Annotated in this window: 10 protein-coding genes; 6 read left to right on the top strand and 4 right to left on the bottom strand. The window is 68.7% G+C overall.

What is annotated here, in order from left to right; translation table 11 throughout:
• Positions 1–1,057: 1,057 nt before the first annotated feature.
• Entirely contained in the window at positions 1,058–2,293 is a 1,236-nt protein-coding gene (locus ACIGFK_RS33980; RefSeq protein WP_400054907.1) for an IS30 family transposase, read from the top strand.
• A 165-nt stretch (positions 2,294–2,458) separates the two neighbouring features.
• Here the strand turns inward: ACIGFK_RS33980 and ACIGFK_RS33975 are convergent, their stop codons facing one another.
• A complete protein-coding gene (locus ACIGFK_RS33975; RefSeq protein ID WP_400054905.1) occupies positions 2,459–2,848 on the bottom strand; it encodes a VOC family protein in 390 nt (129 codons plus the stop codon).
• An 89-nt stretch (positions 2,849–2,937) separates the two neighbouring features.
• On the opposite strand from ACIGFK_RS33975, the gene ACIGFK_RS33970 reads away from it, so the two are divergent.
• Complete coding sequence (locus ACIGFK_RS33970) at positions 2,938–3,741, top strand: TetR/AcrR family transcriptional regulator (RefSeq protein ID WP_400054904.1); 804 nt, start codon at positions 2,938–2,940, stop codon at positions 3,739–3,741.
• Positions 3,742–4,020: 279 nt separating this feature from the next.
• Entirely contained in the window at positions 4,021–4,545 is a 525-nt protein-coding gene (locus ACIGFK_RS33965) for a DUF4352 domain-containing protein (protein WP_400054902.1), read from the top strand.
• 635 nt (positions 4,546–5,180) lie between these two features.
• On the opposite strand, the gene ACIGFK_RS33960 is transcribed toward ACIGFK_RS33965, so the two are convergent.
• On the bottom strand, positions 5,181–5,456 hold the full coding sequence (locus ACIGFK_RS33960) for a winged helix-turn-helix transcriptional regulator (protein WP_386468370.1): 276 nt from the start codon (positions 5,454–5,456) through the stop codon (positions 5,181–5,183).
• Between the two features lie 115 nt (positions 5,457–5,571).
• Between ACIGFK_RS33960 and ACIGFK_RS33955 the strand changes: the two genes are divergently transcribed.
• From ACIGFK_RS33955 to ACIGFK_RS33945, 3 genes are all read left to right on the top strand, one after another.
• Positions 5,572–6,135 carry a carboxymuconolactone decarboxylase family protein gene (locus ACIGFK_RS33955; RefSeq protein WP_386468372.1) on the top strand — a complete coding sequence of 188 codons (564 nt, stop codon included), beginning with the start codon at positions 5,572–5,574 and terminating at the stop codon, positions 6,133–6,135.
• A gap of 69 nt (positions 6,136–6,204) precedes the next feature.
• Positions 6,205–6,630: an IS5 family transposase gene (locus ACIGFK_RS33950; RefSeq protein ID WP_400054899.1), complete on the top strand. Its 426-nt coding sequence runs from the start codon at positions 6,205–6,207 to the stop codon at positions 6,628–6,630.
• Positions 6,631–6,821: 191 nt separating this feature from the next.
• Complete coding sequence (locus ACIGFK_RS33945; RefSeq protein ID WP_400054898.1) at positions 6,822–8,381, top strand: ISL3 family transposase; 1,560 nt, start codon at positions 6,822–6,824, stop codon at positions 8,379–8,381.
• A 465-nt stretch (positions 8,382–8,846) separates the two neighbouring features.
• On the opposite strand, the gene ACIGFK_RS33940 is transcribed toward ACIGFK_RS33945, so the two are convergent.
• Both ACIGFK_RS33940 and ACIGFK_RS33935 read right to left on the bottom strand, forming a co-directional pair.
• Positions 8,847–9,161: a hypothetical protein gene (locus tag ACIGFK_RS33940; protein WP_400054896.1), complete on the bottom strand. Its 315-nt coding sequence runs from the start codon at positions 9,159–9,161 to the stop codon at positions 8,847–8,849.
• Between the two features lie 823 nt (positions 9,162–9,984).
• Complete coding sequence (locus ACIGFK_RS33935; RefSeq protein WP_400054895.1) at positions 9,985–14,160, bottom strand: trypsin-like peptidase domain-containing protein; 4,176 nt, start codon at positions 14,158–14,160, stop codon at positions 9,985–9,987.
• Between the last annotated feature and the right edge of the window lies 1 nt (position 14,161).

Below are 14,161 nucleotides of genomic sequence, written 5' to 3'. Positions count from 1 at the left end.
GGGTCCGCTTGGCCGCGGCCTTGCGGATCACTTCTGCCGGGGCCGCCCGGACAAGACCCGACAGGGTGCATCGCCGCCGATCGCCCGGCACGACGGCCGCGGCACTGCGGCCGGCCCGGGTCGGCCGTGTTCCTCTTTGCGCTCGTCAGCTCGGGTTGAGCGGGTAGACGCCCGTGCCCTCGTACGCCTCGGGGGTCAGGGAGAGCACGGTGACCGGCTCTCCCGATTTCGCGGCCTGCCACGCGATGGCCGCGGGGTGGGTGACCGGCCAGTCGGTGGCGGGCCAGGATGCCGCGTCCAGGGCGTGGTCCGCGGTGAAGGCGACGGTCTCGGCGAAGCGCAGGCGGGCGGCGTGGGTGCCGGCGCCCGGTACCGCGCGTTCGGCGGCCAGGATGGACAGGGCCGGGGATGAGGACGCGGCCGGTGCCCCGGGAGGATTCGATGTACAGGCCGGTGAAGAACGGGTCGGCCTGGTGGAGTGCGACGAGCGCGGTGTGGTCGAAGACTGCGGTCAGGCTCACGCGGCGGCGCCGCCCCGTGGGCCCGGATCTTGTCCCAGGCGGACTGCCCGGTCTGCTGGAGCTGGTCGGTGTACTCCAGCCCTAGCTCGGCCGCCGCCTCGAGTGCCCGCTGCTCCTGCTCGGCCCGGGTCGGCCGGCTCTGGGCGAGCTCCTCCAGGGGCTCGGTGATCGTCGTACCGCGCTCCTGCGCGAGGAGGCGAAGCCGGTCACGGGTCGCCTCGGTTGCCTTGATGCTCGTGGGCTTGCTGCTCATGGAGCGATTCCACCGCTGGTAGAACCCTGTCGTCACGGGGTGCCGCCGGGCTTCGTGCATCCCAATCCGCGGCACGGGCCACGGTGCCCACAACGAGGGCGACGAGTCACCTGCCCACATACCGACGTACAGGCGTCGGAACTTTCGGAACCCACCCCTTGCGCCTCCGAAGCCCGCCGACCCTCACCGGGTGAAACGTCGCACGGGTACGCACAACGACAGAGGGCCCCGGTGGACTCTTGAGTTCTAGTGGTCGTTGCAACACCCCAGCTCAGGGGACGCGATGGCCGTCGATCACGGCAAGCAGCGCAAGCGCGGGGGACATGCTCCGCAGGTCCAGAAGCGGGAGGAATACTTCCGACTTGTGGATCAAGGAGTGACGTTTGCAGAGGCCAGCAGCATCGTCGGGATCAATCTGCGTACCGGCAAGCGCTGGCGTAACGGCCGTCATGCGTCCGGCAACCGGAAGGCGGTGCCACCCATCCAAGCGGTGGCACCGCCTTCCGTGCGGTCCAGGTATCTGTGCGAGGCCGAGCGCATCCACATAGCCGACCGGTTCCGCGAGAAGGCTGCGGTCCGTGCCATCGCCGCCGAACTGGGCCGCAGCCCGTCCACCGTCAGCCGGGAGATCCGACGCAACGGTATGCGGCTGCGCGCGGAATCCTCGCAGTGGGCCTACCGCCCGCATGCCGCTCAGGCACGTGCGGACGCCCGCCGGCCCCGCCCCAAGCCCGGGAAGATCGGCCGGAACCCCGAGCTGCGGGACTTCATACAGCACCGCCTGGCCGACAGGTGGAGCCCGGAGCAGATCGGGCAGGAACTGCGCAGGCGCTTCCCCGACCGGCCGGAGATGCACGTGGTCCACGAGACGATCTACCAGGCCCTCTACGTCCAGGGCCGCGGAGAGTTGCGCCGCGAGCTGGTCCGCGCCCTGCGCACGGGACGGGCCGTGCGTAAGCCGCAGCGACGCGCGGCGGCCCGCACACCGCGCTTCTCTCACCCCATGGTGATGATCAGCGAACGGCCCGCCGAGGCCACCGACCGGGCGGTCCCCGGCCATTGGGAAGGCGATCTGATCGTCGGACGCGAGAACCGTTCGGCCATCGCCACCCTGGTCGAACGCTCCACCCGCTACCTGATGCTCGTCCACCTGCCCGACGACCACAGCGCGCCCGCCGTCCGTGACGCCCTGACGGAGACCGTCAAAACCCTGCCGCCCCACCTCAAGCGCTCACTCACCTGGGACCAGGGCTCCGAAATGGGTGCCCACCACGCCTTCACCGTCGCCACCGACGTCCCGGTCTACTTCTGCGACCCGGCCAGCCCCTGGCAGCGCGGCTCGAACGAGAACACCAACGGCCTGCTGCGGCAGTACTTCCCCAAAGGCACCGACCTGTCCGTCCACACCCGCGAACACCTGGACGCCGTCGCCGCCGAACTCAACAGCCGCCCACGCAAAACGCTCGACTGGGAAACCCCAGCCGAGCGCCTCGCTAAGCTCCTGGCCACAGCCAGTTGATCACCGTGTTGCGACGACTCCTACAATCCGCCCATTTCACCAGGGCCCTCTGCCGTTGACGATCAAGCACTGAGCGCCAACAGCGGTACGAGCGGCAGCGCCACCCGAAGCCGTAACCCTGGGCGGCGCCGGGAGCCACGGCTTCGAGGCGGCGTCGACGACGCCTCAGCTGCCGGTGGGCGCGTTCCAGTCGACCAGCTGGACGATGACGCCATTGGGGTCGCGGACCTGGAAGGCTCGCTCGCCCCATTCCTCGTCGGTCAGCGGCATGGTGATCGCGACACCTTCGGCACGCAGGCGCGCCAGCTCGCCTTCGAGGTCCTCGACGACGAAGGCGAGGATGAGCCCGGCGGCGCGGTCGTCGCGCTGGTCCGCCGGGAGGCTTTCAAGCCCTCGCCGCAAGAAGATGACGTTCATGCCGGCGTCGTCGCGCGTCAGGGACGCGAAACCGTCAGCGGCCATCTCCTCCCGGAACCCGAAGTGCTTGACGAGGAAGGCGCTGGATGCGGGGACGTCGTCGACGTTGAGCGACACGGCACTAGAGGTGATCTTCATCGAAATCCTCCTGGTATCACACTGAGCGTCTTCTCTGTACGGAGTACAATGTACATTGTACAGAGTTGAGATGCGCAAGGATGATCCCCATGCCGGCAGAACGAACCAGCTCGGGCGACCCAACCCACACCCTGCGGCTCCTGTGGCGCGACTCCTCCCCGCCCTCATCCGGCAGCCGCCGAGGACCACGACGGGGGCTGAGCATCGACGCGGTGGTCGAGGCCGCCACCGCCATCGCGGACGCCGAGGACCTGGAAGCGGTGACCATGCGCCGAGTGGCCAAGGAATTGGGCGTGGTGCCGATGACGCTGTACACCTACGTCCCCGGCAAGGCCGAGCTCCTCGACCTGATGCTCGATGCTGCATACGCCCGCATGCCCCGCACCGACACCACCGGGCAGCCCTGGCGCCGACGCGTCACCGCGATCGCCGAGGAGAACAAAGCCCTCTTCGAACGACACCCATGGGCCGCGGCCGTCTCCACCGTCAGACCTCCGCTGGGGCCGGGGCTGATGGCGAAGTACGAGCACGAACTGTCCGGGCTCGACGGCCTCGGCCTCAGCGACGTCGAGATGGACGACTGCCTGACCCACCTGCTCACCTTCGTACAGGCATCAGCCCGCGCCGCTGCCGCTACCCGCGCCGCCCAGCAGGACAGCGCCCTGAACGAGCAACAGTGGTGGGAGCTGAACGCCCCGCTCCTCGCCCGCGTCCTCGACGAGAACGCCTACCCCACTGCCGTCCGCGTCGGCGCAGCCGCCGGCGCCGCGCACAACAGTGCCTACGATCCCGCCCACGCCTACGCCTTCGGCCTGGAGCGCGTCCTCGACTCCCTCGCCGCCCTGCTCGACGCAGGGGTCAAGGCGAAGACGTCGCCTTCAGCGCAGACATGACGCCGATTGCGCCGGTACGGGCTGGTTTGCGGTGGCCTGGTGTCCGAATCGTGACATGCGAAGACCCCTCGCTGGGGGCTTCGGCGTTCGGGCGCGTGCCGTTGTACCCAGGGTGGGATGGCGCCGGTTGCGAATCCGTTTGGCGGTCCCGTGATCCGGCTGCGGTGTGCGGACCGAGGTCGAGATCCTTCACCGGCCGGAGCATCAGCGGCAAGCGCCCGGCTCTCGAGGCAGCCTCCTCATGATGCGGTGTCAACACACAGCAATCTGGGGGGTCCAGTGCACACCCCCACCACCATCACCGCCCTCACCGCCCTCACCGCCTTCGCCCTCACCGGATGCGGCCCCACCGAGGCAGTCACCACCAAGCCCGACACCAAGGTCAGCACGCCGACCACGGGCACCAGCAGCTCCGCACCTGCTCCCTCTGCGCCCAGCAAGGCGGCCACCGTCGGCGACACCGTCACCCTCAAGGGCAACGGTGACGGCGAACAGCTCGCCGTCACCATCAAGAAGTGGGTCGACCCGGCAGAAGCCGCAGAGGATTTCATGAAGCCCGATGCGGGGAAGCGGTGGGTCGCGGCTCAATTCGAGCTCGTCAACACCGGAACCGCCGTATACAGCGACAGCCCCAGCAACGGCACCCAGGTGGCCGACGACCAGGGCCAGCAGTTCCACTCGACGTTCGGCGAGATCACGGCCGGACCCGCGATGACCAGCTCGGCGAAGGTGTCGCCCGGCTCCAAGGTCCTTGGCTGGATCACCTATGAGGTTCCGAAGGATTCCAAGATCACCAAGGTGTAGTTCACGATGAACTCCGGATTCGCCTCTCAGGCCGGAGAGTGGACCATCCCCTAACCGCAGCGTCCCCGCCGTCCGGCCGGCTCCCTTCCGCAAGGGCGCGTGGTCGATGCCCCGGACGGCGGGCCCCGATGGAGGGGACCGCCATGACGGACCCGCTCCAGACCCTGGTCTGGCTGTGCGTGCGTGCGTTCGGCACGGTGTCGGGACCGGGAAGGCGCGAGTGCTCAACCGACACCGGGAACGGATGGCCCCTCAGGGGGGCAGCGGGGAATGAAACTTCAACGGCTGGTCGAGGCGCAGATCGGCGGCGAGGCCCTCGGCACAGATGCCGAGCACGGTCGCGTAGTCGGCCAATAGGTCCGGGGGGCAGTTCCTCACTGACTTCGGCGCGTCAGGGTGGTGTTGGGGTGTCGAGGGTCGGGCCGGTGCCGGCTGTGAAGCCGTCGAGGGTGTCGGGCCGGTGCTGCAGGCGTTTGGGGCGCCGTCCCCGTCTCGCAGGAGCCTGATTGACCCACCTGGCCCGTCTGCCCGGCCCGCGGGGCTTGTACCGGCGCTGCAGCGGGGGGCTCCGCTCTGGACCAGCCGTAGCCGGAAGGCACTTGGCCGGGGTTCCCGGCCGAGATCAGGGATGGTCGTCAGTCCTCGACCTTGGGCCGCCAGTCAGCGGCCCACGCATCGAGCTGGGCGAGACGTTCGAGAAGGGTCCTGCCCTGTCCGGTGAGCAGGTAACCTTCGCCGGCGTGCTCGACGAGGTCGGCCTGTCCAAGCTCACGAAGCCGGTCTGCCAGGACGCTTGAGGAGACGCCGTCGCATCGCTGCTGGAGCTGCCGGAACGTCGGCGTCGAGTCGTCCCGTAGCTCCCACAGGACTCGCAGCACCCAACGCCGACCCAGGAGGTCGAGCAGCGCCATGATCGGGCGCCCCGTCTGTGAGCCGCGGACCCGTCGGCCCGGAAGGGGTGTTGGTCGCACCATGCACTTCCCTTATTCGCTTCTCTTTCCGAAGCGTCAATGTTAGCGTGCCGTCATGCCTCTAAAATCGAAGCGCTCGCGAATCGAACCTCTCTCGCCGCCGTACGACGAGGAAGCCGGCGCGGCCCTCGAGCTCCTCGGGCATTCGCCTATCCAGCTGTTCCGGGTGTGGGCGCGCCGGCCCGAGCTCGCCCGCTCCATCGCGGGCTGGGGAAGCTACTACTTTTCTCAGCGTTCCGCTCTCACTCTCCGCCAGCGCGAGCTGGTCATCGACCGGACGACCGCGCTCTGTGGCGCCGACTACGAGTGGGCCGTGCACGTCGCGGGCTTCGCCGAGAAGGCGGGACTCGACGCCGCGCAGCTCGCGTCCCTCGCGGCCGGAGGGCCGGCGGACCGCTGCTGGGACGCAACTGACCGTGCGGTGCTTGAAGCCGTCGACGAGCTCCACGCGACCTTCGATCTCTCCGACGACACCTGGGCGAACCTGGTCGCCGTCGCCGATGAAGACGCCGCGCTCGAGCTGGTCTTGGTCTGCGGCTGGTACCACGCCATCTCGTTCGCCGTCAGGGCGCTCCGTCTGCCCCTTGAGCCCGGCACCAAGCCCATCGCCGCGCTGTAATCCGTTGCTGGCTTTCGCGCGCTAGGTTCTGTTGCGAAAGTGGATCTTGTTCGTTCATGATCACGTGTCGTGGGACGTGGAGATCTGACGAATGGCCAGTGGGCCCGGCTTGAGCCGTTGCTGCCGCAGGGCATCAAGCCGGGTCGGCCGCGGGTGTGGACGCGGCGGCAGTTGATAGACGGCATACGGTGGCGGACCCGGACCGGTGCTCCGTGGCGGGACGTGCCTGATCGCTACGGTCCGTGGGACCGGGTCTACGACCTGTTCCGGCGCTGGCAGCGGGACGGCACCTGGGCCCGGATTCTCACCCGGCTCCAGGCCGAGGCCGACGCGAAGGGCCTGATCACCTGGGAGGTCAACGTCGACTCCACCGTTTGCCGAGCCCACCAGCACGCCGCCGGGGCGGCGAAAAGGGGGATCTCCAGAAGGAGCCGCCCGGCGGTGTCTTCCTCGAGCCGGCCGACCACGGCCTCGGACGGTCCCGAGGTGGCCTAACCAGCAAAATCCATCTCGCCGTCGAGCAGGGCCAAAAGCCCCTGTCTGTCGGCGTACACGAACGTGGCCCTGGCAAGATTTTCGTGAAGTCGGGGTGTGCCACCGTGCGCCGGTGACGCTCCGTCACTCGTGGCGGGACTGTCGTCGAGTGTGATGACCTCGTACGGATTGTGTCTCCGCACCTTGATGTGGTGCGGGTGGAGCGGGTGTGGGTGGATGGCGGCGTGGTCCGCGTTGCAGCCTCCACGCGTGAGGCGACGGTGACCTGTCCGGACTCTGGCCGCGGTTCCGTGCGGGTGCACAGTCGCTACTCCCGCACCCTGGCCGACGTCGCTGTCGGTGGGCGTCCGGTGCTGATCGAACTTTCCGTGCGGCGGCTGTTCTGCGACAGCCCGCGCTGCGGCCGGCGAACATTTGCCGAGCAGGTCGACGGACTGACCAAACGCTACCGGCGGCGCAGCCCGCTGCTGCAGCATCTGGTGGAGATGACCGGCGTGCTCCTCGCCGGCCGCGGCGGCGCCCGGCTCCTGCAGATCCTGAAGGTGCCGCTGTCGCGGACGAGCGTCCTGTTCCACCTGATGCGCCTGCCGCTTCCGCCAGCCGCAACCCCGCGGGTCCTGGGCGTGGACGACTTCGCACTGTATGCGGACGTCTACGGCACCCTGCTGGTGGATGCCGAGACCCGGTTGCCGATCGAACTGTGGGAGGGACGCGACGCGGAGCAGGTGACGGCCTGGCTGCGGACGCACCCCGGCGTCGAGGTCGTCTGTCGGGACGGTTCGCTGGTCTACCGCCAGGGCATCACCGAGGGTGCCCCGGAGGCGGTGCAGGTCAGCGACCGCTTTCACCTGTGGCAGGGGCTGTCGAAGCGGGTCGGGGACATCGCCGCCGCCCACCGCGGCTGTCTTCACGCCGCGGTGCCCGAGCCTGAAGCGACACCGTCACAGGCCGAGCCTGTGGGACCGTCCGACCCGGCCGATACCCTGGCGCGGCGCCACGCGAAGCAGCTGTTCGAGTCGGTGCACGCGGTGACCGACACCGGCCGATCGATCAACGCCGTAGCCCGCGAACTGGGCCTGAACCGGCGCACCGTGAGCAAGTACGCCCGGGCAGCCACCTGGCAGGAATGCGTACGAACGACCCGGCCCCGCCGCCCAACCAGCCTCGACCCCTACCTGGACTACCTGAAACAACGCTGGGAAGAAGGCGAGCACAATGCCACGGTGCTGCACCAGGAGCTCCTCACCAAGGGCTACCGCGGCCACTACCAGCGGATCAAGATGGCCGTCGCACCGCTGAGGCGCGGCCTGCCGATCGACACGCCGCGCGAACGACCGCCCTCACCCCGCCAAGTCGCCCGGTGGATCACCGCCACACCCTCACTACGCACCCGGCACGCCTCCGAGGGACTACGTCGGCTGTTCAAGAACTGCCCGGAACTGGACCTCACCCACGATCTGGTCCGCCAGTTCGCCTCCATGCTCGACACCCGCGACGCAGACCCGCTACCGGCCTGGCTCGAACACCTCACACACTCACGCCTCCCGCCCCTCGCCGGCCTGGCCAACGCCATCCGGGAGGACCAGAGCGCCGTCGTGCAGGGCATCACCACCCCGTTCAGCTCCGGCGTCAACGAAGGCCGCATCACCGACCTCAAACTCCAGAAACGGATCATGGCCGGCCGCGCCGGAGTCCCACTGCTCCGCCACCGCGTCATCCACATGGCCATACTCCGACGCCACTACAGATAACAGAGCGTCACCGGCGCACGGTGGCACACCCCGACTTCACGAAAATCTTGCCAGGGCCAGAGAAGTCCGTACGCCGACACCATTCGGGCCAAGAGCCATCAGACACTGCCTAGCTGGGCCAGCAGTTGGGCGAGCCCGGCCGGCACCACCGGATCCGGGCGGCCCGCCCCGCCGCGGTGGTCGTTCGTGCTCACATCCGTCACCTGTCCTTCCTTTCGCAGCTCTTCTTCCGATGCCCATCCCGAAAATGCCCAGTGAGCTTGCGCCTTAGATACGCGATTGCCTTCGAACGCAGTTTGTGCAGCTGCGGGGCCGCTATGCCGAGCGCGCCCGCGATCTCCACATCGCTCAGCCCCTTGCTCTGCAAGTCCACATCTGGCTCCGCCACCGTGCCCGCTTCCGCGCAGGGCGCGCACTCCTCTTCCGCGTCAGGCCCCGGCGCGAACTCCTCCTCCGCACCGCCACCTACCACGGGCCCGGCTCCCCGCCGGCCGCCGGACCGGAACCGGTGCCGGCACCGATGGCTGCGGGGGCGTCGGCCACCCCCGCCACCTCGATCCGCACGACGATCTCCGTGCCCACGGCCAGCTCCACCCGCACCACCGCAACCTCCAGCGGTGCGCCACCGCACTGCTTCGGCACCACGGGCTCGACGATCGCTTCACGGCTGGTGCCCGGGCGGCCGGCAGTACCGCGCCGGCACAGGTTCACCACAGCGACCAGAGCGTGCACCGCGCTCACGGCGGTCGGGACGTACCCGATCCACTCCAAGGACGGCATGTTCAGTGGTTCTCCATCTACTTGGCGGGACGCGGTCGGCGTGATCGCGCCCTCGCCCCGCAGACGAGCCCACCGCGCACTTCTCTCCCCCCCCCACAGCACCCCGATTCACCCGAGTGAGTGAATGGCGGCCCTGCCCGGCGCTCCGGCGCACGCCAGTACCCCCGACGGGCCACATGCCCGGCGCCTACGGATGAGGCTTGCCCCGACCACTGCCGGGCGGCATCTCCGGCGCGTGCCGTGCAGTGCCGTTTCGGCGGTGAACCTGACACCCCGCCTGGGTGAACCGGCTGCTCGGGCCCTGTCGCTGACGGGGCTGGGGCCGGTACAACCAGCCACATGATGATCATGATGCGCGCCGCGGTCGCGGTCGCCGCAGCCTTCGCCTTGAACCTGCCCGCCACGACCGCGTACGCCGCGGCCAGCCGTGGTGCCGCAGGTGCTGCCGATGGAGGTGGCGGTCTCCGCGCTCCCCCTCGCGGTCGAGGCACCCCCACCCTCTTTGTGATCGAGAGCCTATGTGCGCTCCGATCCGGCCCCGATGCTGGGAAGGTCAGTGGCGCGGATGCCGCCAGACCACGCGCGGCGGGCCGCCGCCCTCGCAGTGCCATGGGCGCCGCCATCACTCATGTCCATCCTCGCCACCCGAGAGGCGCGGGCGCTCGCCATGCTCGGCGACTCCGCGTCCGCGCGCACCACGCTGGCGAGCGCGGCCCGTCTGTACGAGAAGGACCGCGGCAGCCGCCCGGCACCGGACTGGCGTTCGCGTTCCGGCACCTCAAGGTCGTCCGCGTACGGCGAGCAGGGCGGTCGTGCAAGCGGTTCAGCTCGTTGGGCATACGGGGCTCGATGATTGTCCTGGCAGGTATGTGGTGCGTTCCTGGGGGGTGAGGTCGCGGTTGACGGCGCGGCAGATCTTGTGGATCGCGGCGGAGGTTTTGGGTAGGACGACATCCCACAGCCGCGCTGTCTTGTCGGTGCTGGCGGTGGCGAGGGTTTTGCCGTCGGGTCTGAACGCCACCGCATTCACCGAGTTCGTGTGTCCGGTCAGGGTTCTGAGGGTTTTGCCGGTGGTCACGTTCCACAGCCGTGCAGTGTTGGTGAAACTGGCGGTGGCGAGGGTCTTGCCGTCGGGACTGAACGCCACCGCATTCACCGAGTTCGTGTGTCCGGTCAGGGTTCTGAGGGTTTTGCCGGTGGCAGGGTCCCACAGCCGTGCAGTGTAGTCGAAACTGGCGGTGGCGAGGGTTTTGCCGTCGGGGCTGAAGGCCACCGCGAGCACCGCGTCGGTGTGTCCGGTCAGGGTGGTGCGGGTTTTGCCGGTGGCCACGTTCCACAGCCGTACGGTCTTGTCGCCGCTGGCGGTGGCGAGGGTTTTGCCGTCGGGGCTGAACGCCACCGCATTTACCGCGTCGGTGTGTCCGGTCAGGGTTCTGAGGGTTTTGCCGGTGGCAGGGTCCCACAGCCGTGCAGTGTTGTCGGTGCTGGCGGTGGCGAGGGTTTTGCCGTCGGGGCTGAAGGCCACCGCGAGCACCGCGTCGGTGTGTCCGGTCAGGGTGGTGCGGGTTTTGCCGGTGGCCACGTTCCACAGTCGCACGGTCTTGTCGTCGCTGGCGGTGGCGAGGGTTTTGCCGTCGGGGCTGAACGCCACCGCTTCTACCGAGTCGGTGTGTCCGGTCAGGGTTCTGAGGGTTTTGCCGGTGGCAGGGTCCCACAGCCGTGCAGTGTTGTCGGTGCTGGCGGTGGCGAGGGTTTTGCCGTCGGGGCTGAATGCCGCCGAAAGTACCGAGTCGGTGTGCCCGATTAGGGTTTTACCGGTGGTCAGGTCCCACAGTCGCACGGTCTTGTCGTCGCTGGCGGTGGCGAGGGTGCGGCCGTCAGGACTGAAAGCTGACGAATATATCAAGTCGGTGTGTCCGATTAGGGTTGTGCGGGGCACGCCAGTGGCCGCGTCCCACAGCTTTTCCGTGTGGTCCTTGCTACCGGTGGCGAGGGTTTTGCCGTCGGGGCTGAACGTCACCGCATTTACCGCGTTATTATGTCCGGTCAGGGTTCTGCGGGTTTTGCCGGTGGTCAGGTCCCACAGCCGCGCAGTGTTGTCGTCGCTGCTGGTAGCGAGGATTCGGCCGTCAGGACTGAACGCCACCCCAAATACCCAGCCAGTGTGTCCGGTCAGGGTGGTGTGGGTTTTGCCGGTGGCCACGTTCCACAGTCGCACGGTCTCGTCGTCGCTGGCGGTGGCGAGGGTTTTGCCGTCGGGGCTGAACGCCACCGCTTCCACCCAGCCAGTGTGTCCGGTCAGGGTTCTGAGGGTTTTGCCGGTGGCAGGGTCCCACAGCCGTGCAGTGTTGTCGGTGCTGGCGGTGGCGAGGGTTTTGCCGTCGGGGCTGAAGGCCACCGCGAGCACCGCGTCGGTGTGTCCGGTCAGGGTGGTGCGGGTTTTGCCGGTGGCCGGGTCCCACAGCCGTACGGTCTTGTCGTCGCTGGCGGTGGCGAGGGTTTTGCCGTCGGGGCTGAACGTCACCGCATTTACCGCGTCGGTGTGTCCGGTCAGGGTGGTGCGGGTTTTGCCGGTGGCCGGGTCCCACAGCCGTACGGTCTTGTCGTCGCTGCCGGTGGCGAGGGTGCGGCCATCAGGACTGAACGCCACCGAAAGCACCGAGGCGGTGTGACCAGACAATCGCTTGTGTAGCGGGAGGGATGCGGCGTTTTGTATAATCTGGCCTGATTCGGGTGTGGGGCTGGTGCGGTATGCCTGGACGGCCAGCAGTGAGGCTAGTTCGGGGTTCACGCTGATGAGGTTGCTGGACTGGGCGGCGAGCTGTCGCGACAAGGCTGCATCGCGCTCGGCTTCGACTGCCCGCCACTGCCAGAAGGCTCCACCGGCGGCGATGAGTGCAAGGACGAGGAGGGCGGCCAGGACTGTGTTGAGGCGTCTGCTGCGCCGGATGCCAGCTAGCTGGTGTTCCTTGCTGGCGGTGAGGTAGTCCTTGATGTCGGCCGGCAGGCGGCGTTGTTGTGCCAAGTCGGCGCCCTGAACGAGGGCTGTTCCCGCGAGCAGGTCTCCAGCGTCCGTCGTCTCGGCCCAGCGGTCGTGCCGTGTGCGGGCGTCGTCGAGCCATTCCTTGAATTGGTGGTCTTCGCTGACCCACTTGCGCAGGGTGCCCCAGTCGCGGATGAGTGCGTCGTGGATGAGCTCGGCTACCGGCTGTGCGGGAGGGGCGTCGTGGACCAGGGAGACCTGGGGTGTGTGGGTGGTGATGATGCGGTGGCGGGTGAGGGCGGCTAGCACCTCGTCGATCCGTGTGCGGCTGTCGGGTCGGTCGCTGACGTCGGCTGCCAGTTCGCGCAGATCCTGTAGGGGGACCCGCTGGCGGATGGCGGGGATGTTGTGGCGGGGGTCTTCGGACCGGACCAGTGAGGTGAGAATGCGCTGGGCGACGGGCAGGCCGCCGGGCGGCAGTTTGTTGAGTGCGGAGTCGCACCAGGTGGTCAGGCTGCCGGTGACGCCGCCGATGCGCCGGTAGGCGTCGTGGGTGAGGAAGCCCTCGTGGCGTCGCTGCCACAGCTGGTCGAGGGTCAGTTCGAGCATGGGAAGGACGGTGACCGGCGCCCGGCGGGTCGTCGTTCCGTCGGGTGTGCTGGCCAGCACGGCGCCGATGATGCGTTCGGGCAGGCCCTGTTCGAAGTGTGCGCCGGCTTTCAGGGCGGGCAGGGTGATGATGTCGTGCAGGTCGTCCTGGCTGAGCGTGCTCGGGACGTTGAGCAGGCCCGGCATCGCCGCTTCGAGCAGTTCGGGGGCAAGGGCGGCCTGCTGGGGGTAGAAGTCGTCGCGCATGATCATGATCACGTGGAGTGCGGCGAGTGACGTGATCGCGGCGGTGATCTGATCGGTGGCAGCCAGGCGGCGCTCCTGCTCCCGGCTGGTGAAGCCTTCCGCGAGGAGTTCCTCGTACTGGTCGATGACCAGTACGACGCGCTGGTGGCCGGGTTCGGCTGCCAGCCTGCGTGTCACGGCTTCGGCGATCCCGAGGCTGTCGGCGCCGGGCAGTCCGGCGCGTTCGAGCTCGGCCAACAGGTCCTGCCGTGGACGGGTGACGATGGGCAGCCAGCGGTCACTGCCTGGCAGCTCGCAGGCTGCCAGCGAGGGCAGCACGCCCGCCTGGACCAGCGACGACTTGCCCGAGCCGGAGGGGCCGAGCAGCAGTATCACTCGCTGCTGCTCGGCGAGGTTGTCCAGGACCTGCCGGACGGCGTCCTTGCGGCCCTCGAACCACTGGGCGTGTTCCGCGGTGAACGGCTCCAGTCCCCGGTAGGGGTATACGTTCTGCTCGGTAAGCTCTGGCCAGATCTCCCGCAGTACCTGGGTGGGGGTGGCGTACGCGATCCCTTGTCCCTTGCCGAACATGTCGGGGGCGGCGATTTCGGTGAGCATGCCGATGACCAGGCCGGTCACCTCGTCGACGACCGGTCCGCCGCTGAACCCGGTGGTGAGGTCATTGGCTTCGGTCAGCTGCAGGTGAGCGCCTCGGCCCTTGGTCGCGGGCAGTATGCCGCCAGCTTTGCCGTATCCGAAGTGGCCGCCGACGGGGGCTTGGGTTGGGAACCCGTAGGACTGCACCCCGTGGGCCCGGGAGCCTGCCGCAGAGCCCAGGGCCAACGGCGTGACGCTCCCGGTGACGCCGTCGCTAGTGCTCAGGCGTATGACGGCCACGTCCTCGTCCTCGGGGGCGCTCCACGCTTCCGTCAGGACCAGGCCCTCGACCTCGGGTGCGCTGTCCAGGCGCGGGAAGGCCAGCCGCAGACTGTCACCGGGCCCGGCTCCGGCGGCGCGTACGACGTGCGCGCACGTCATCAGGACGCCCTCGGCGACGAGGAAGCCGGCACCGGCCACCTGGTCTTCCGGTCCGAGGATCTGGGCCACGGCCAGGAAGAGTCCCGCTTGGTCAGAGTCCTGGGCGCCGTGGTCTCCGTCCGGGGGCGTGCCGGTGATGTCCATG

Source organism: Streptomyces sp. NPDC085524 (genome assembly GCF_044541755.1).
In the GTDB taxonomy this organism is placed as follows: domain Bacteria; phylum Actinomycetota; class Actinomycetes; order Streptomycetales; family Streptomycetaceae; genus Streptomyces.
Note: the sequence above shows the minus strand (reverse complement) of the source record. Positions and strands in the feature narration are given on the sequence as shown.